The organism is Roseburia hominis, assembly GCA_040702975.1.
Taxonomy (GTDB): Bacteria; Bacillota; Clostridia; order Lachnospirales; family Lachnospiraceae; genus Allocoprococcus; species Allocoprococcus hominis_A.
The window spans coordinates 4117370-4135375 of the sequence record CP159990.1; the positions used below are offsets into that span (position 1 = coordinate 4117370).

Genomic DNA, 18006 nt, shown 5'->3' on the forward strand with positions numbered 1-18006 from the left:
ATCACCCTCTCTTCTTTAAGATGTAGTCGATCTCTGACTGAACATGCTGCTTATCTTCGTCATCCAGTAAGGCGACATTTTTGAAACCAGAATGGTACTCTTCAATATCAGATTCATCAAACAAGCCCGCCATCAAGCACATAGGAATAACAGGTGCCTCATAAAGATCTGCCAGTTTTCTGATTTCCGATAACTTAAGATTGCACCAAGCTCCATTCTCAGCCTTTGAGAGTCTCGAATCGGTAATACCTGTTTTCTCATAGACCTTATATAAGCTAAGCCCGCAATCGTTTCGTAGCTGTTTTAGATGCTCCCCTAAATTCTGCATAGTACCACCTCTAAATCATTATACTAATACCGCTGCGAAATGTCAAGTGTTTTTTTCTGTTTCGCTGCATTTTCGCAGCATTCGAGGCCTCCCATTCATCTGCCACTTGTCATGTCCCCGGATGCTCCGTACCGCCTGCCACAGGGTGTTTGCCCTGCCGTGCTGGTGGTATGGATAAGAAGCCTTATGCTTGTGGAATATGATCACGGTTCCCTGCTCCGGATACTCCGGATTGTGCAGATACCAGTAATGCCCCGTATTCCGGCTCATGATCGTCACATCATAGGCGTCCGCGGTGATGATGGAAAAATACTTCGGATCCAGGCATTTCAGATCTTCATTACTGAACATGGACAGCCTCCTTCCCGACAAACCACGCATCCAGAGCCTGCATTACCAGATCCGTCCGTTCCTTTGCATTCAAGCTGGAGAAATACTTTTCCTCTGCTTCCGCAGGTATCTTTACGCTCACCGCCTTTGCCGGGGCAGAAGCTTTGGCCGGATGCAGGATCTCTTCCAGTTTCTCTTCCGTCAGTTCGCCTGCTGCCGCCCTGATTGCCTTCGCCGCCTTCTCATTCACTGCGGAACCCTTCTCCGCCACAATGGCCTGTTCATTCTCCGGCAGATAAGAAAGTTCCACTGCTGCCGTCAAAGTCAAATCTCCGGCATCTAGCCTGTCCTTGAATGGCCGGATCAGCTTATCCACCCTCATATATCTGGCGATGTTCCTACCGGTCATTCCATATTCTTCGCCGATGCCGTCCCTGCTTCTCGACTTGTGGACATCATGTCCACAAGTTCCAATCTGTTCGATCTCCTGCAGAATGTCGTTCCGCCTTCCCTGGCTAATCACCTTCTCATACCTGACTGACAGCACCGCCGCCTTCTCACTCGGAGCCAGATCTGCGAATGACCTCTGAATTACATTCGTCTCGATTACATAGACATAGGCTTCTTCATCCGACAGACCTTCCTTTACGATGGCCGGTATCTCCGAAAGCCCTGCGATCTTCGCCGCATTCTGCCTGTTGTGACCGGATAGCATTTCATAGCCGCCGCCTTTCTCCCGGACGATCACCGGATTCAGCACACCATGTTCCCGGATGCTCTCCACCATATCATCCAGACGCTCTCCCTTATACAGATGGAAAGGATGATCATGAAACGGCTCGATCTTATCCACCGGCAGGTTCTGGAGACCGTTCCCAGTCTCCGCCTGCGGCGCATCCGCCGTCATCATATCCACGGCGTCAAATATCTTCCTTTTAGGGCCGTTAGCCTTCATACGCGATCACCTCCCCCGCCAGTCTCTCATAAGCCTTGCAGGCGCTACACTCCGGCGCATACTCGATTAGAGGCTCACTGTAATAAACACTCTCGCCCACCTTAACGGTATTCGGGATCTTGCTCTTGAAGATCCTGATCTGTCCCTGGAATGTCTCCGTCACCTGCTCCGTAATCGTCTTGCACAGGATCGTCCTGGCATCGCACATCGTGAGCAGGATCCCCGCCACATCCAATTTCTCATTGATACGGCTCTTGATCTTCTTCACTGTCTTCAGGAAGTCCTGTAAGCCCATCATCGCCAGAAGCTGCGGATTCACCGTCACGATCACTTCATCCGCTGCCGCCATAGCGTTGATATTCAGCGCACCCAGGGATGGACTGGTATCAATGAGAATAAAATCATATTCATCTCTCAGCGGCTCCAGGATTGTTGCCAGCATCTTCTCCGTTCCCATTTCCAGTCTCAGCTTCGCTTCCACTGCAGAAAGCCCTATGGATGAAGGGATAAAGTCCACGCCATTCCTCTTCCAGATATATTCCTCACGCTCCGGAAGCTCTTCTTCCTCGATCACATTCATCATCAGATCACCGATCGACACTTCCACATCTTCCGCGCCGAAGCAGGTGGTCAGGTTGGACTGCGGATCAAGATCCACAGCCAACACCTTCATCCCCTTCTTCTGCAGAGAATAGGCCAGATTGAACGTGGTCACAGACTTTCCAACGCCGCCCTTCATCGCTCCGATCATAATAATCTTTCCCATATTGTCACGCCTCCGATCCGGCTTCCGCCACCATGCAGTAGTCCGCCTGTCTTTCCGCAACGAACCTCGCCCTCAGTGCCTTCTTTTCCTTCTGGAAACGCTTTTCAAGCTTTCTGGTCTCTTCTTCCATAAAAGCCTGCTCCGCCTTCTTCAGTTCCGCCATAGCTGTATCCGCCATGATGATCAGCTTTCCATCCTCGCACTTGACCAGAACCGGATCCCCGACATTGAACCCCAGTTCCTGAAACCATAACCCCTGAATCCGAAGCATCGGCGCCGTCTTTCTTCCATAACAGCACGCCTCACTCACCGTCAGTTCCCGATATTCCTTCTTTGCTCTTGCCATAGTTTTTCACTCCTTTACTCTGATTGACTCTGGCAGGCTCTCAACCGGTTCCTGAGAAGGCATAAAAAATAGAACCTTCATCAGCACACGCTTCTCAGTCACCGATTAAGTCCTACCTTAATTCCATGTTCAGTTGTACCCGCACAGGCATAGCTCCGCCCATGCGTTTTGCCTTTAAGGCTTCACCGCCCCTCGTGTCATATTAGTGCGAAGCGGTCATATTTTCAGTTGAAAACGGCGCCGTCCCACCTGTAAATACCTCACCCGAAGGCATTTTCTTGTAGGACTAAATCAGCCAAAAACCCTTGATTTATGCGGTCTTTGCTTGACTTGACACTATAATACCACCATCCCCCGTCGCGGAAACAAGTAATGCCCTATTTTCCCCATTTTCTTGTATTTTCTTGAGATTATTAACAAATTCAATCTGCATTTTATTGGGCTGTAAACGATAAGACTCTATCGATGTTATCTCAGCCTTTTTAGCAATTCTCTTTTGTTTTTTGATAAGCTCATATCTCGTCGCATAGTCTTCCCTAAACCTCCATGTCCGCACGCTTGACACCACCATAAATGAAACTGTGCAGACGATAGGTTATTGAATTTATCTTTGTCGCATCTTATACTGGTATTAACGGCAAAGATCGATTTCTTTTTGGGCCTGTAGCCCGTTCCCTAAACTGATTTCAGGTTTCCTCATTTGCACCACCATCTGTCCAGCCGCCTGTGGCAAAAGGACGTACAGTAAAATGATAACAGACAGGAAACCGTGCCGTAAATTTCCCATGGAGGTGTCATTATGGATAGAATTTACGACAATTGTTGTGGTATTGATGTGCACAAAAAACTTATCGTTGCCTGCCTTAGAAAAGGCAACAGGCAGGAAGTTCGTGAGTTTGGTGCAACAACCAGAGAGCTTCTCATGCTGGCCGACTGGCTCAAAGACAGCAACTGCGAAATGACCGCGATGGAGAGCACCGCCTCATACTGGAAGCCTCTGTATAACATCCTTGAATCTTCTGACCTGAAAGCTATGGTGGTAAATGCACGCCATATGAAAGCTGTTCCCGGAAGGAAAACAGATGTAAAGGATGCTGAATGGATTGCTGACCTTCTTCAGCATGGTCTTTTGCAGCCCAGTTATATTCCGAATAAAGACCAACGTGAATTGCGAGAGCTTGTCCGCTACCGCAAAAGCCTTGTCGGGGAGCGAACCCGTGAGCTAAACCGGCTCCAGAAGATGCTGGAAGGTGCAAATATCAAGCTTTCAGGTACTGTCTCCGATATCAATGGAAAGAGTGCGCGCAGTATTCTTGAATATCTGCTTACAGGTGAATCCATTGATGGTGCAAAATATGATGAGATGTATGAGAAAAAAATCATTGCCCATAATCTCAAAGCAACAAAGGAGCAGATCGTGGATGACCTCAATGGTGTCATGTCCCCGCTCCAGCGCAGGATGATGAAAGAACTTTTAAGCCATCTGGATGAATTGAATACCCATATCAAAAATCTTGATGATGAGATAGACAATTTCATGAAGCCAGAGGAAAAGGAAGCATCCGCCGCCATTCAGGATGTCACCGGGATTGGCAATACCAGCGCCCAGGCAATCATTTCCGTGATCGGCACAGACATGGAACGCTTTCCCACGGATGCCCATATTTCTTCATGGGCAGGCTTATGTCCTGGAGACAACGAAAGTGCAAAGAAGCGAAAATCCGGTAAAACAAGGAAAGGGAATGCCCTTCTCCGAACCACGTTAATTACCTGTGCGCATGCAGCTGTTAAAAATAAAACATCCTACTTTTATGCGCAGTTCATGCGGATCAGTTCCCATCGGGGGCCGAAGCGTGCCTACGTTGCTGTCGCCCATTCCATGCTGATAGCAATTTATCATATCCTCAAGGATGGTGTAGTTTTCAAAGATCTCGGTGCCGAATACTATAACCAGTTCAATAAGGAACGTAAAATCAATGCGTACCTGAAAAAGTTAAAAGCACTTGGCTGGGCGGCTCCTGTAGTTGCCGCATAGACCTGTCTGCTAAGTTCAAAATAAACGTTTTTAAACTTGGTAGGGGGTAGTTTGCGCTTTTTTGGCTACCCGAAAGTTATTGTTTCACAGTAAAATCCGGTGTATTTATAGTTCTCATCTTATAGTAACACAAAAATACCGGAGATGAATTATTTCTTTGCAGAAAAATTAATCTCTGGCAGAGTTTAACTTTACAAGGTGAAAGCTACCTTTTCAACTGACCTTTCATTTCATTTTTTCAAGCAATTGATTATGTCTTCACTAAAATACTCACAAACTTCTCTCCCGCTTTTGAAGCGCTTCGTTTTAAGCGCTTCGCTGAAAATCTTATTCCGATTTTTTTCAATCAAATGGTGTAAATGTTGGCGTTCTATGATACAATCGGAATAATCCATATTATTCCGATATCGGGATAACATCGATTTGTTATTTTTCCATAGAGGGCTTCAGTGCTTGGTTGCCTTTGAGTTGAAAATTGGCAAATTCAAACCGGAATATATTTCCAAAATGGATTTCTATCTGGAGGCATTAGATCGTCAAAAGAAAAAGGAGAATAAAATCCGAGTGTAGGAATGATTTTATGTGCTTCAAAAGATGATGAAGTAGTGGAATATGCGATGAGCAGAACATTGTCTCCGATGATGGTCGCAGAATATAAATTGCAGTTACCGGATAAAGCTGTATTGCAGAAAAAGCTACAGGAATTGGTGAATATGCCATTGATCAAAGAATAGAGTATAGTGACTTGATGTGAGTTCAAATTGAATACAATCTCTATGACAGTTAAATTATGCCTGCGAATACAGTGATGGAAAGTAGCGCAGACGCTATCAAAAACGCTGGAACTAATCTCCTGTGAGACGAGCTTGAGTGATGAAATGGGATTGAAAAAGCCAGTATTTATGCGGGTTTCAAACAAATTTGTTTAAGTATTGGCAACGATTTGGCAACATTTCTGATATCACTCATTAAATAAAAGAATACTTCAATAACAAAAAAACCTTGCTGATTTTCAAAAATGAAGCTGAAAGTTTATCGACGACAGCAAAAATCCACCCAAAGCGAGGGCGTAAAAAATCTTGTGTCTATAAAAAATGAATTTTTCTGATAAGAATTAGATATGTAATATTTTGCTGTCGAATTCATGCCTTTACTGTTGTCGAATTAGTTGTTCTATTTATAATATAACCATTTGGCAAGATTTTATACATCTTTTTTGATTTTTTGCATAGCAAACAAGGCATTGTGCTTATTGCTCTTTTGTGGGCTCTGCCCACACCCGACCTCTGGAATAAGATTGGGATTTTTTGGCAATAATACAAATGCCGACGGAATAAAGGAGAGGCGGGAATGGGGGCTTCAGGAGCGTTGCCATTCCTGCCTTTTCTATTTACAGATAATCGGTAAGCCTTTCTCCATATAAAACAATCAGCTGATTCAATACCTGATCCCAGTTCCGATATCTCTGTGTCCACTTCTTAACTACATTTTCACTGGCAAGATATAACATCTTTTCCAATGCCGTATCGCTCGGGAATACACTTTTAGTTTTCGTGACTTTCCGATACTGCCGATTCAATCCCTCTATAATATTCGTTGTGTACATGATCCGTCGGATATCATTTGAAAACTGGAAAAAGGAACTCAAATCTTCCCAGTTGTTTTCCCAGTTACTGATTGCATAGGGATATTTCTTTCCCCATTTTTCTTTAATGGCATCAAGCTCTGACAAAGCTGCTGCTTCAGTTGGGGCATTATATACTGCTTTGAAATCGGAGGAAAATTTTTTCAAATCATTATAGTTTACATATTTGAAGGAATTACGCAGCATATGGATGATACATCTCTGGATCTCTGCCTGAGGATAGACTGCCTGTATTGCTTCTTTAAATCCTGGCAACCCATCTACACAGAAAAAGAGAACATCTTTTACCCCACGATTTTTCAGATCATTCAGCATCCCCAGCCAGAACTTGCTGGTCTCATTGGCACCTACTGTAATGCTCAGGATATCTTTATAACCTTCCACAGTAACCCCAAGGACCACATAGGCAGCACGGCTTAAGATTCTTCCGTCTTCCCTGACCTTGTAATGGATGCAGTCCATAAAAACAAAAGGATAAACCGGATGTCAGCCAGCAAATTAAAGTTCCTGTCTCCTGCACAAATACAGCAAATTAAAATCTCAACATTTAATTATTATCTATGTCAGCGTGCAGTAAAAAACAGCACACTTTTATCTTGACCATCCTGCTCTATTCCAGTATAGTTTTTATGGAACAAAAAAGAGAAAGAACAGCCCCTCCTACAGTTCGTTCTTTCTCTCATACACCAGCATACCTGCCATATACGGGATCATGTCCCACTCATGAGGCTTTGGCATCACTGACATTTATTATGATAAGAAATAATTCCCTGTTTTGCAAGTTAATTCGTATAAAATCTTCATCAAAAAAGCTTTTTGACTCCTTCATGGACGGTTTCCGGCCTGAACTACAGACCTGCCCCTGTTGTGGGGCAAAGGGAGCTTGTTCCGTCCATGCCTATTATGAACGTTCCCTGGCTGATTTCGTTGGTGGAAAGCCTGTCTGGCACAGCCTCTGTATCCTGCGCCTTGTCTGTTCCTGCGGCCATACCCATGCCATCCTTCCGGATTTCATCATCCCTTATTCCTCCTACGGCCTTTTCTTTATCCTCCGTGTCCTGGCGGAATATTTCCTTCGGCTTGCTTCCGTAGAAAAAATCTGCGCACGCTTCTGTATTAACCAAAACCAGCTCTACCATTGGCTTTCCCTGTTCAAAAAGCAGAAGGAAGAGTGGCTGGGCCTTCTCTCTTCCAGGGAGTCCTCCGGCCTCTCTTTCCTGAAAGGCCTTTTTCGGATGCCCGCTTATTCCGGCTTTGCATCCGGTTTTGTCCGCCGCTTCTCTGTCTCCTTCCTCCAGTCCCACAGAAATCCGGCGGCTTACTGCCAACAGCAGTTCGGCCCCTGAACCGTTTCCCAGACACCACATAACACAGGGATGGTCTCCAGGCTGTTCTTCCTATATGCTGATAGAAAACAGTAAAGGAGGATTTTTTTATGCATTACAACACCAAAAACTTTTCAGACGCATCTGCTATGGCACAGTTCCGGCTCGCACTCATTGCACCGGTCATCCATGGCCTTTATCCGGATGCGTCCAGAAACGCCTATTACCAGCGGGTAACGGAAAAACCCCTCACCCTGCCTGACGGCTCTGTATTCCAGTACAGCCCCAAGACCCTCAGCAAGTGGGCCTCTCTTTACCAGAATGGCGGCATTGACGCGCTCATGCCCCGGGAACGTTCCGACAAAGGCTCCACACGCGCCTTGCCGGACACGGCCATTGAAGAGATCTACCGGCTGAAAGAGGCTTTCCCACGCTTAAACGCAACCCAGATCCACCGCCATCTTGTGGAGGAAGCTTTTATCCCCGCCTCTGTCAGCGTCTGCGCCGTCCAGCGCTTCGTGAAAAAGCATGACCTGAAGTCGGCGCGCAATCCATCTATGAGGGACAGGAAAGCTTTTGAGGAAGATGCCTTTGGGAAAATGTGGCAGGCGGATACCTGTTACCTCCCTTATATCACGGAAGGCGGGCAGCGCAGGAGGGTTTACTGCATTATGATCATTGATGACCACTCGCGTTTCCTGGTGGGCGGCGGCCTTTTTTATAACGATAACGCCTATAACTTCCAGAAAGTTTTAAAAAACGCAGTTGCCTCCCACGGCATTCCGGCGAAACTCTATGTCGACAATGGCTGCAGCTACTCAAATGAACAGCTCTCCCTGATCTGCGGCTCCATCGGCACGGTCCTCCTTCATACAAAAGTGCGGGACGGCGCCAGCAAGGCCAAGATCGAACGCCAGTTCAGGACATTCAAGGAGACCTGGCTTTATACGCTGGACATGGATTCCATCACGTCCCTGGCACAGTTCAATTCCCTCCTGCGGGACTATATCCGCACCTACAATACTTCCATGCATTCCGGCATCGGCTGTACCCCCATGGAACGTTACCAGAAGACGCGCTGTGCCATACAGATGCCAAAGTCCAGGGAATGGCTGGAGGAATGTTTCTTAAACCGCATCAACAGGAAGGTGAATAAGGATTCCACTGTCTCCATCGACAAGGTCTCCTATGACGTCCCCATGCAGTTCATCTCATCCAAAGTTGAGATCCGCTTCCTTCCCGACGATATGTCCTCTGCCTACATCCTTTATGAGGGGGAGCATTATCCCATCCGGCCGACAGATAAAAATGAAAACTGCAGGACAAAACGTAACAACACCCCTTCTATTGATTATTCAAAGATAGGAGGTGCCTGCTGATGTTCCGCACTTACTATGGGCTGGCCTTCAACCCTTTTGACAAACAGATGGCCTCTGAGAAGGACCGTTTCCTCTCGAAAGACATCTCGGAGATGCTCTCACGGCTGGACTACCTCAAGGATACCAGGGGCATCGGGCTGTTCACCGCACGCCCCGGCATGGGCAAGTCCTTCGCACTGCGCTGTTTTGCCAAAAGCCTGAACCCGAATCTTTACCACATGGAGTATCTCTGCCTCTCTACCGTCAGTGTCATGGAGTTCTACCGCCAGTTCTGTTCTACGCTTGGTATAGAACCCAAAGGCGGCAAACCCGGCATGTTCCGGGCGATCCAGGAGCAGGTCCTCTATCTCTACCGTGAAAAGAAGCAGCCCCTCCTCCTTGCCATCGATGAGGCACAGTATCTCTCTACCGGCATTCTGGAGGATATCAAGATGCTCATGAATTACGGCTATGATTCCCTCAACTGCTTTACTCTCATACTCTGTGGGGAGCCCCATCTGAACAATACGCTCAAAAAGCCCGTCCATGAGGCACTGCGGCAGCGTGTTACCGTCCACTATAACTTCTCCGGGCTCTCCGATTCGGAAGTCGGGCAGTATGTCCTCCACAAGATCGCCTGTGCTGGCGGAGCTTCCTCCATTATTGACCATGCAGCCCTGTGTGCTGTCCACAGCCACTCCCAGGGCAGTCCCAGGCTTGTTGATAACCTGATGACCAACGCGCTGACACTTGGGGCACAGATGGAAAAGAAGGTCATTGATACAGAGGTCATCCTGGCTTCCGTCAGCAGCCAGAACCTCGGCTAAGGAAGGAGGGGTACTGTTTATGGAATACACCTGTATTCTCAGGCACGGTTCACGGAAAGAATGCTGGACTGGAAAACTTACGCTGCTGCGGAAACTTCCCGGCCAGTACGAAGCAGAAATCAGCGGGAGAGGGACTTACTTCCACATCCTTGCCGGGCGGCATAAATATGGGAATTACCTGTGCATCCCCAACCATGATATCGGGTGCGAATTATCTGATTTCTCCGATATCTTCTGGAACGAAGAAAGGCTCCGCAGTCTGATGCGGAAGGTAGACGCAGTAACCGTGGCCACCGCCCTGGTGTATCTGCCTGCCCTGGCTGATAATATTTGAAAGATTACGAATTTTACATGGGCTGTGGATCCCACAATGGATTCCACAGCTCTTTGTATTTCAGAGCAGTCTCCCTGTTGCCAACAGCGTGCCGCGTTTTTGATAGAAGAATGCATTTGCAGGTTGCACTGCGCAGTCAACGGGATAAAAATCAGAAAAATAATTCGCCGTTTATGTCTCCTTCAATTTGCCGTCCAACAACCGGATTCAGAGGGCGAGACTGCCATTCTTTGACCTGTGGGAGGATCTTATCAGTAATCTTGCTGACCATTTCTGCTGATAATTCAATTCCATAAAGATCCTGAAGCTGGTCATGAATATCACGTGTACTCATACCACGGGCATATAAAGAAATCACTTTTTCTTCAATCCCGGAAATGTCCCGTTGATATTTAGGAATCAGTTTTGGCTCAAACTCTCCATTGCGGTCTCTCGGGACATCAATTTGAAATTCACCATACTGACTTTTCAGGTTTTTCGTAGAATAACCATTTCTTTTATTGCCGGTGCTCAAATCCCCTTTATGATTTTTTTCATAACCGAGGGTTGCATCCAACTCAGCCTCCATAAGCTCCTGAAGGATGTCTTTGAAACTGTCTTTGAGAAGTGCATATACATCTGCAACGCTGTTGATGTTATTTTCTGAGATAATCTGTCGAATTTGTTCCTTTGCTACTGCCATAAAAATACTCCTTTTCGATAAGAATTGTCATATCTGAATTCTTACCAAAAAGGAGCCATTTTTTACCAAAAAACACAAACTATTTTACACTACCCCCAAAGCATATCTCCTATCTGGGTGGATTTCCTTATTCATACTATTTCTTTACAGATAGTCGATTGTTCCTCTGAACTCTTCATATATTGGTCTGAGTCTCTTGACCCAGTCATACAGTGTGCTATCCGCTTTACCCATAATCTGTGAGGCCGCCTTCATATCATATTCTGATCCAAGAAGATTTATAAGCTCCACATACTTTGCATACTTAGGATAATGCTCTGTCACATAATCCCCTAAATCCTTCAAAAGTCTGATGTAAGTGTCCGCATCTGAGTAGTTTTTAGATTCAGGTTCAAAAGCATCGACATTACCATCTCCATCCTGCACATCAAGTGTTGAAAAATTGAGTTTCCCATTCACAGGACGGAACCAAGAATTATATCCGTAAGGACATTCCTCACACTTAACTGGCAGTGTTTTCATCTGACTAGGTGCGCCGGTATAATCAGAATTTTTTACTCTTAACGGACAACGCATACTCTTTCCGTTACTACCACAGATCTCACAGCGGTTCTCCATTCTATGTTGGCTTTCCTGTCTCCACTCTTCCTGCTTCCAATCCTCATAAAACTTAGCATTACCTTCTTTGGTTGTGTCAACTTCAAACTTAAACGCCGGTACCCATTCACCTTCTACACGCATTCTGCTGACCTCAACACCGACTTTTGCCTCATCTGCAGCTTCTCTAAACTGCTTGATGCCTTCCTCTGTAGTCTGTACATACAGATACTTCTTACCTTCTTCAACATTTACTCTGGTTTCCATTTCTTGTCCTTTCTGCTGTGTGCTTTCACGCCACAAGCGAGGACAAGAGCCGACCAGAGCTGCTGATACTGCCGTAACAAAAATGGCCGCACGACAATAAAGCGGGAATAGTCACTGTTTTCGCACTTCACCCATTCCAGGTGTTGTTTTGAAAATCAGTATTCTTATCCTCACCTTGTAGTCGCGCGCCCACAGGCTTTGAAATAAATTATTGTTTTTGACGGATCATAGGTTCCGCCGGACCTTTATATGAGAACTGCTGTCACAGATATCTCCAATAATCAAAAAGGAGCCTTGCATGTGCAGAATATTCGCACATTACATGACTCCAATCAGTCGTTACCAGCTACCAATCTAGCTGACCTTCGTTATTCTATTCTCATAAACGTTATACTTGCCATCTCTGTCTCTTTTGACAACAGCATCACACGTCTTTGTGGCAGTTTTTTTAACTTCGTTAAGCAGCTTAAGATCTTCCTCTGTAACTTTTTCCATTACACTCGGAACTTTTGCCATAGACATCCTCCTTTCGTAAAAATGGCCGGAGTTGTCCTACTACACCCATTTTCAGGAATAGCTTATAGGATCAACTCCGGCTTGAAACGTCACTTAAGCATTTACGCTCGGCTCATGATTGTTATTCAGTTTTTCCCATCCTCGCAATAAGCTTCGAATATGCTTTTAGCCTTTCTTCTTGATTCATAGCAGCAGTAATTTGATCTACCACTTCGATTGCATCTATAGTAACCGTCGGCGGCACCATTTTATCTTTGCTCTTAAGCTTAAACTCGACCTGAAGAACACCATTCGGTCTTATCAATTTGCAGGCTTTGTCACGAGGATTTTCACCTTGAACAAAAAGTTCGAAATTTTTTTCATTTCCCACTTGACGTTCCCCCTTCCGTATGTTATACCCTCGCCGGAAGCGGTTCGTTAGGGTTATTCTTTGCGTTTGTGTATACCGTCTTAACGTCGGCAAGTTCAGCCTTTGTCATTTTATCTCCCATCACCAAATAGGAGATTACCATACCTACACCTCTTACTGCTTCTTTACCGGTAATCATCTTTTTGTTAGTGCTACCAATTACAAGAAGATTAATCCAAAGCTCATTATCGAAAGACCATGAAATCTTATTTAACTTCTCCACGATATCTTCCCATGAAAGCTCTTTGTTCTTTGCCATCTTAGCCACATGTGCTAATGCCATCTGTGTTACAGGCTTAAGCAATAAATTGTTCTCTCTCATTACAGAGATAGGTTTGTCACGTCTCGTGAGCTGTATGTATTCTTGAAAAGCATCTAAATTATTAAGAAGAACTTTCCAATACTCAGCCACTTCATTATAAGCAGCCTCTACTTCTGCCTCTTCAGGCAACACATTTGTAGAAAATTTGTTGTCCTTCAGCAATGTGCCTGAAATAGTATATAAAGCACTTAATGTGGTAAGCTGCTTACTTCTTGTAGAAAGTGTATTGCTCTTCCAATTAACAAGATCAATCCCCATAATCGGAGCAAGCGGTTCTCCCTCTGTAAGAAGCTTTCTTGAAATGACTGCGAATACATCATCATCACTAGTGATGATATTGTCTCCTCGACTTGTCTGTTTAGCATACTTGTTTATCTTATTGAAGATCTTACGAATCTTCTGTGTATCAGTATGCTCAACAAAAATCACGCTAATCTCTTCGTTTGCCAATTCAGGATGAGGAACCAATCTATTCATTGCAGCCGTCATCTTTTCTCCTGCAGGTATCCCCATTACACCTTTAATAGCAATCTTGAGTGCCAACAATCTGTGCTGTCCATCGAGGGCAATCAGACGTTCCTTTCCGGGTAATGTAAGAAAACCCATATCCTTCATAGGAACTCTGTACGCTGCAGGTAATGTTTGAAGTGCTTCTGCCACAGATTCGTAAACGATGTCCTCATAACCTGAATATATATCTATAATCAAGCTCCCGAAGAATCGATTAGGATCATCCACAACATAAGGAACCATTTCCTCCACCACACGCTTGATATCGTATTCACGCTGCATTTTTTCATCGGCGTTCATATCAGGCCATTCCGGTAGTTCTTTAGCGATTCCCACACTGTCAATCAACTGTCCTGCAGACATTTTTGCCAAGTAGTAAGGAGTGTCTCCCATCTTGGCTTGAATGCATCCAATCGTTGCCATAAGCTACCTCCTGTCGCTTCTTATTCTATTGTAATGCTATATTATCACAAACATGTAGTTATGTCAAATAGAATACACTAATTTTTTTAAAAACTCCAATATCTAAAAAACAAGAACCTCCCGGTTCTTGTTTTCTTTAATCATCTTCACTTTTTACAGTTGGCGTGTAATCCATGTAATCCCGAAGCTTCCGACTTCGAGACGGATGCCGCAATTTTCTCAATGCTTTTGCTTCTATCTGTCTTACACGTTCTCTCGTGACATTAAATGCAATTCCTACCTCTTCAAGTGTTTTAGGCTCGCCACCCTTCAAACCATAACGCAATTCTAACACCCGTTGTTCCCTTTCGGTCAACGTTCCTAACACTTCAAGCAATTGCTCTCGCATCATAACTGCAGATATTTCATCTTCAATGTCATACTCACAGATTAATTCCCGCGGATACAAATCCCCATTCACTTTTGTTTTTTCATGTTTTTCAAAAACATCAAAGTTTTCTAAAAACATACCATACAGTACTTCAAATGATTCGAATGGTATTGTTGCATAAATAGCATCCTCTGTTTGTTCATTGGTGAATGAGAGCTTCTCCGATAATAGTTTATATACTTCCGGATTATTGATAGCATCTATATCACCTGCAAAACCCGCCGTCTTTAACAAAGGATATGCGGAAAAATATGGATCTTTCTTATGTACCGGATAATACATCAAAGTTCTCTGTGTCGGCTGTCGCCTAGAAATATTCTGCAATACCCACATGGCTGCATACGAGCCAAATGCACCATTAGTATCAGGATCGTATTTATCTACAGCTGTCACTAATCCTATGCAGGCTTCGCCAACAGCATCCTGTATATCCATATCATATGCCTCTGCTCTCTGAAGTGCAATTCTCAATACAATCCTAAGATGCATCTTTATCATACGGTCTCGTGCATGCTGATTACTTTCAGTTACCTGATATTTAAGTTGTGAAAATTCCTTCCATTGAGGTGGTTTAATATTTCTAACCTCAGTAACAAAAGCCCTCAATGATTCATCTAATTCAATAATTCTGTCATAGACGTATTCGTAATCGCTCTGCGCATAATCATTATAGTCATCATCTTCACTGTCTTGATCAATTCTGTTACTTGTTGTAGGAGCTTCATCATATACAAGTATGCCTCTTGTGGTAATTGCACTTGATAGCCAATCAAAATCCTGAATCGGAAGAGAATTAGCATCAGCGCAATCCATTATATCGTCAAATGTGACATATCCTTGTTTATCCGCTTTTTCAAGCAGATATGTAAGCGCCTCCTGTCTTAAATCTCTTCCCATCCGTGTTCCTCGTATTACTTCTTTATGCAAAGCTGCATAATGTCATCACTTGATACTTCTGAATTAAATCTATCTTGAAATTCCTCTACAAACTCATAAAGCTTATTAATGTAATCGCCCGGATCCGATGCTCCTTCAATGAGCTTCTCGTAGAGAACATCTACACCACCCCTTACATAACTATCGAATCTTTCTTCATCCTTAGGGTCATCTCCCATGTAACGAAAAGCCTTATCAATTCTCTTGTCCTCATCAGGCTCATATTGCTTATCAAGCAACATTATCAGACGGAAATTAAACATCAACTCTTCCTGAGAATAGATAACTCTATCACCCATTACACTCTGATTATATACCTGATTTGTCTCCGGATTCTTTGTATCATCCGGTTCAGCAGTTCTACCGTATAAAAAACCTATTAATGGTGCATTCGTATACACATCAATATTTCTACCAAATAACTGGGCTTTGCTCTCTGCATCAAATGCACTTGTTAACTGATCGACACGCAATGCATGTCTACCTTTAAAACGATATTGCTTATCAAACATAGCGCGCCTCCTATACTAATACTGTTTCAAACTCATTCTTCTTATCGAAGTGATGTCTGCTTCCGATTCTATCTCCCATGTAATCTTCCGCAAGTTCACCGTCGGTATCTTTGATAAAGATAATTACCTGCTCAGCAGTCTCAGGAAGCGCCTCGCATACTGTCTTAATTCTTCTCTTATCAAATGCAGATAATGGTGCATCCATTACTAACGGATACGGTTCGGAAGAAAGAAGCTGTACATCCTCATCAGTTGCAATTCTGTTGTCACGTGCCATTTTAATGATGCCTGTAATAAATGCAAATATTACAGATATACTCTGAGCCGTTGATGTTTCAACATCTCCATCATAATCTGTAGCGTATACCGAAATATGATATTTCTCATCAATGGTTAAATATAACCCACCTTCATAAATCTGCTTGAAAATATCATTAATAGTAGTCTGCAGACGGTAACGAATCTCAGCCTCACTTGTCATATATACTTCCTGCAGCTCTTTATAAATTCTTTCAGCATATGCCTTATAAATCTCTATTTTCTTGTTATTGTCATCTAACAGTGTAAGGTTACGGCGTTCTGTATCTGCACGCTCCATCTCACTCTCTTTTTTGCCTTTTTCAGCAATCTTGCGATCTCGTTCTGCATTATCCTTACGAATAGTCTGATCGCAAATCTGGATTTCATTATTGATTGCACGAACCTTTGCACGGACATCTCCACCACTAAGCTTACCCTCTACAATAGCAAGCTCATCCCTTAAATCAGTGAGGTCATCTTCCTGCTGGCTAATAACTGCCAAATGGTCGCTTACCTGTCCGTAGATATCCTGACGGTCATTTGCTCTTCGTTTAGACTCCTTCTTAAAATCACCAATAGTGGTGCTAATAGACTGAGGTGGTAGAAAATCTATCAACTCCTTAACCTTCGTATATGGTATGGTTCCCTCATCCAGATGTGTACCACAAAGACAAACCTTCTGCTTTAATAGGTATTCTATGGTCTTTGCATGCATATATGGAATGTCTTTTCCGGCAAAATCCTTTTCCGATAACAGTTCCAGTGCACGCTGAATTAGCGAGATTGAGAAGAACGAACTCAGACTTCCATTAAAGTCCTTGCTAATCAACTTATATACATTAGACTTTGATTTCTCAGCTGCTCTAATCTTACTAAGAAGTTTTTCCTTCTTCTCCTGCAACTCTTCACCTTCGGCATACTGCTTAATCTCCTCAGACTTTTCTGCCTTTCTCGCACGTGCAGCTTCTATTTCGTTATCCAATTCCTCTATACGTGCGTCGATAGCAGCAATTTCCGTCTTGCAACGCTCTATGGTGTCAGTATATTCCTTAATCTTCGTATTACTCTGTGCATTGTAACTTGATTCATAGCTACTAATAACGCTACTTTTTTTTATTGGATCAAAATGCTGGATTGCACTATACATTGCATTCAAACCAAGTAAACCTTTTACTGCTTTAGCAAAATCTGTTGCCTTCTTACCTGTAGAAATATCCTTACTCATCTTCTCGATACGTTCGCCGTCAAAGAAAAAGTATCTTGATAATTCCTTAGGCAAAATGCCTTTAACTTCACTTTCGCATTGAAACTTCTTTACGTAATTGGTATTTCCAGAAGCATCCTTAACTGCAATATCAAAAGTAGTATTATCAGCCTTGATTCTATTGGAAGTATCCTTACGATAAATCTGTTCTCTGATAAGTGTATAGTCAACTTCTCCATGATGCAGCTTCAAAGTAACCTGAACCTTACATTCCTGTCCCGGTCTCATCTCTGTAGCCACTATTTTATTGAGCATATTCTTATCTGAAAACTCTGTCTCTCCGTACAAACACCAGAAGAAGGCCTGTGCGAAAGTAGTCTTGCCAGTACCATTCTCACCGATGATTATGGTTACATTTTTCCCATTATTTCCGTCAGCAAAATCAATAGATTCATTACGAAACTGGCGGAAGTTCTCCAGTTTTATCGATTGAAGTAACACTGTGCTTCCTCCTCTATCTTTTTCTTAATCCAACTGACCATCTGCTGATCCGACATCGTTCTGGTCTTTAAGTTCATGTTCTCCTGGATGATGATTTTACGTTTTAATCGTTCAATCGCCTTATCATCAATCTTGATTTCTTCCATAA

General features: G+C 43.8%; 18 protein-coding genes and 3 pseudogenes. 6 read left to right on the forward strand and 15 right to left on the reverse strand.

What is annotated here, in order from left to right; all coding sequences use genetic code 11:
• Position 1 precedes the first annotated feature (1 nt).
• From ABXS75_19165 to ABXS75_19185, 5 genes are read right to left on the reverse strand one after another with little or no spacing between them, the layout of a single operon-like run.
• On the reverse strand, positions 2-328 hold the full coding sequence (locus tag ABXS75_19165) for a helix-turn-helix transcriptional regulator (GenBank protein XCP85116.1): 327 nt from the start codon (positions 326-328) through the stop codon (positions 2-4).
• Positions 329-370: 42 nt separating this feature from the next.
• Positions 371-679, reverse strand: a complete 309-nt coding sequence (locus ABXS75_19170) for a hypothetical protein (protein ID XCP85117.1) — start codon at positions 677-679, stop codon at positions 371-373.
• Positions 669-1613, reverse strand: coding sequence for a ParB N-terminal domain-containing protein (locus ABXS75_19175; protein XCP85118.1), 945 nt, complete (start codon positions 1611-1613; stop codon positions 669-671). The genes ABXS75_19170 and ABXS75_19175 overlap by 11 nt, the downstream gene beginning before the upstream one ends.
• Positions 1603-2379: a ParA family protein gene (locus ABXS75_19180; GenBank protein ID XCP85119.1), complete on the reverse strand. Its 777-nt coding sequence runs from the start codon at positions 2377-2379 to the stop codon at positions 1603-1605. Before ABXS75_19180 ends, ABXS75_19175 begins: the two co-directional genes overlap by 11 nt.
• Before the next feature lie 4 nt (positions 2380-2383).
• The gene (locus ABXS75_19185) at positions 2384-2725 is read right to left on the reverse strand and encodes a SymE family type I addiction module toxin (GenBank protein XCP85120.1); all 342 of its coding nucleotides are present in this window, start codon (positions 2723-2725) and stop codon (positions 2384-2386) included.
• A gap of 799 nt (positions 2726-3524) precedes the next feature.
• Between ABXS75_19185 and ABXS75_19190 the strand changes: the two genes are divergently transcribed.
• Both ABXS75_19190 and ABXS75_19195 read left to right on the forward strand, forming a co-directional pair.
• Complete coding sequence (locus ABXS75_19190; protein ID XCP85121.1) at positions 3525-4760, forward strand: IS110 family transposase; 1236 nt, start codon at positions 3525-3527, stop codon at positions 4758-4760.
• A gap of 417 nt (positions 4761-5177) precedes the next feature.
• A pseudogene (locus tag ABXS75_19195) lies at positions 5178-5494 on the forward strand (PDDEXK nuclease domain-containing protein).
• 656 nt (positions 5495-6150) lie between these two features.
• On the opposite strand, the pseudogene ABXS75_19200 reads toward ABXS75_19195, so the two are convergent.
• Positions 6151-6885, reverse strand: a pseudogene (locus ABXS75_19200) (IS256 family transposase).
• A 347-nt stretch (positions 6886-7232) separates the two neighbouring features.
• Here ABXS75_19200 and ABXS75_19205 point away from each other — a divergent pair.
• From ABXS75_19205 to ABXS75_19220, 4 genes are all read left to right on the forward strand, one after another.
• On the forward strand, positions 7233-7751 hold the full coding sequence (locus tag ABXS75_19205) for a DUF6431 domain-containing protein (protein ID XCP85122.1): 519 nt from the start codon (positions 7233-7235) through the stop codon (positions 7749-7751).
• Positions 7752-7840: 89 nt separating this feature from the next.
• Entirely contained in the window at positions 7841-9109 is a 1269-nt protein-coding gene (locus ABXS75_19210) for a DDE-type integrase/transposase/recombinase (protein XCP85123.1), read from the forward strand.
• Positions 9109-9915, forward strand: a complete 807-nt coding sequence (locus ABXS75_19215; protein ID XCP85124.1) for an AAA family ATPase — start codon at positions 9109-9111, stop codon at positions 9913-9915. The genes ABXS75_19210 and ABXS75_19215 overlap by 1 nt, the downstream gene beginning before the upstream one ends.
• 19 nt (positions 9916-9934) lie before the next feature.
• Positions 9935-10249: a DUF6618 family protein gene (locus tag ABXS75_19220; protein ID XCP85125.1), complete on the forward strand. Its 315-nt coding sequence runs from the start codon at positions 9935-9937 to the stop codon at positions 10247-10249.
• A 208-nt stretch (positions 10250-10457) separates the two neighbouring features.
• On the opposite strand, the pseudogene ABXS75_19225 reads toward ABXS75_19220, so the two are convergent.
• The 9 genes and pseudogenes from ABXS75_19225 to ABXS75_19265 all read right to left on the reverse strand — a co-directional run bounded on the left by ABXS75_19225 (position 10458) and on the right by ABXS75_19265 (position 18004).
• A pseudogene (locus tag ABXS75_19225) lies at positions 10458-10931 on the reverse strand (transposase).
• Positions 10932-11075: 144 nt separating this feature from the next.
• Positions 11076-11795 carry a hypothetical protein gene (locus tag ABXS75_19230; GenBank protein XCP85126.1) on the reverse strand — a complete coding sequence of 240 codons (720 nt, stop codon included), beginning with the start codon at positions 11793-11795 and terminating at the stop codon, positions 11076-11078.
• 354 nt (positions 11796-12149) lie between these two features.
• Entirely contained in the window at positions 12150-12311 is a 162-nt protein-coding gene (locus tag ABXS75_19235) for a hypothetical protein (GenBank protein ID XCP85127.1), read from the reverse strand.
• Between the two features lie 121 nt (positions 12312-12432).
• The gene (locus ABXS75_19240; protein XCP85128.1) at positions 12433-12681 is read right to left on the reverse strand and encodes a hypothetical protein; all 249 of its coding nucleotides are present in this window, start codon (positions 12679-12681) and stop codon (positions 12433-12435) included.
• Positions 12682-12703: 22 nt separating this feature from the next.
• Positions 12704-13975: a DNA sulfur modification protein DndB gene (locus tag ABXS75_19245; protein ID XCP85129.1), complete on the reverse strand. Its 1272-nt coding sequence runs from the start codon at positions 13973-13975 to the stop codon at positions 12704-12706.
• Between the two features lie 136 nt (positions 13976-14111).
• Positions 14112-15302, reverse strand: coding sequence for a sigma-70 family RNA polymerase sigma factor (locus ABXS75_19250; protein ID XCP85130.1), 1191 nt, complete (start codon positions 15300-15302; stop codon positions 14112-14114).
• 14 nt (positions 15303-15316) lie between these two features.
• Positions 15317-15853: a hypothetical protein gene (locus ABXS75_19255; protein ID XCP85131.1), complete on the reverse strand. Its 537-nt coding sequence runs from the start codon at positions 15851-15853 to the stop codon at positions 15317-15319.
• Between the two features lie 10 nt (positions 15854-15863).
• Complete coding sequence (locus ABXS75_19260) at positions 15864-17858, reverse strand: AAA family ATPase (protein XCP85132.1); 1995 nt, start codon at positions 17856-17858, stop codon at positions 15864-15866.
• Positions 17840-18004, reverse strand: a complete 165-nt coding sequence (locus ABXS75_19265; GenBank protein ID XCP85133.1) for a hypothetical protein — start codon at positions 18002-18004, stop codon at positions 17840-17842. Before ABXS75_19265 ends, ABXS75_19260 begins: the two co-directional genes overlap by 19 nt.
• Positions 18005-18006: the final 2 nt, after the last annotated feature.

Bases quoted from the DNA above. Each gene is read 5' to 3' on its own strand.
- ABXS75_19180 (XCP85119.1), bottom strand. From the start codon at position 2,379: ATGGGAAAGATTATTATGATCGGAGCGATGAAGGGCGGCGTTGGAAAG.
- ABXS75_19190 (XCP85121.1), top strand. From the start codon at position 3,525: ATGGATAGAATTTACGACAATTGTTGTGGTATTGATGTGCACAAAAAA.
- ABXS75_19235 (XCP85127.1), bottom strand. From the start codon at position 12,311: ATGGCAAAAGTTCCGAGTGTAATGGAAAAAGTTACAGAGGAAGATCTT.
- ABXS75_19255 (XCP85131.1), bottom strand. From the start codon at position 15,853: ATGTTTGATAAGCAATATCGTTTTAAAGGTAGACATGCATTGCGTGTC.
- ABXS75_19265 (XCP85133.1), bottom strand. From the start codon at position 18,004: ATGGAAGAAATCAAGATTGATGATAAGGCGATTGAACGATTAAAACGT.
- ABXS75_19220 (XCP85125.1), top strand. From the start codon at position 9,935: ATGGAATACACCTGTATTCTCAGGCACGGTTCACGGAAAGAATGCTGG.
- ABXS75_19215 (XCP85124.1), top strand. From the start codon at position 9,109: ATGTTCCGCACTTACTATGGGCTGGCCTTCAACCCTTTTGACAAACAG.
- ABXS75_19165 (XCP85116.1), bottom strand. From the start codon at position 328: ATGCAGAATTTAGGGGAGCATCTAAAACAGCTACGAAACGATTGCGGG.
- ABXS75_19250 (XCP85130.1), bottom strand. From the start codon at position 15,302: ATGGGAAGAGATTTAAGACAGGAGGCGCTTACATATCTGCTTGAAAAA.
- ABXS75_19205 (XCP85122.1), top strand. From the start codon at position 7,233: ATGGACGGTTTCCGGCCTGAACTACAGACCTGCCCCTGTTGTGGGGCA.
- ABXS75_19245 (XCP85129.1), bottom strand. From the start codon at position 13,975: ATGGCAACGATTGGATGCATTCAAGCCAAGATGGGAGACACTCCTTAC.
- ABXS75_19175 (XCP85118.1), bottom strand. From the start codon at position 1,613: ATGAAGGCTAACGGCCCTAAAAGGAAGATATTTGACGCCGTGGATATG.
- ABXS75_19185 (XCP85120.1), bottom strand. From the start codon at position 2,725: ATGGCAAGAGCAAAGAAGGAATATCGGGAACTGACGGTGAGTGAGGCG.
- ABXS75_19170 (XCP85117.1), bottom strand. From the start codon at position 679: ATGTTCAGTAATGAAGATCTGAAATGCCTGGATCCGAAGTATTTTTCC.
- ABXS75_19230 (XCP85126.1), bottom strand. From the start codon at position 11,795: ATGGAAACCAGAGTAAATGTTGAAGAAGGTAAGAAGTATCTGTATGTA.
- ABXS75_19210 (XCP85123.1), top strand. From the start codon at position 7,841: ATGCATTACAACACCAAAAACTTTTCAGACGCATCTGCTATGGCACAG.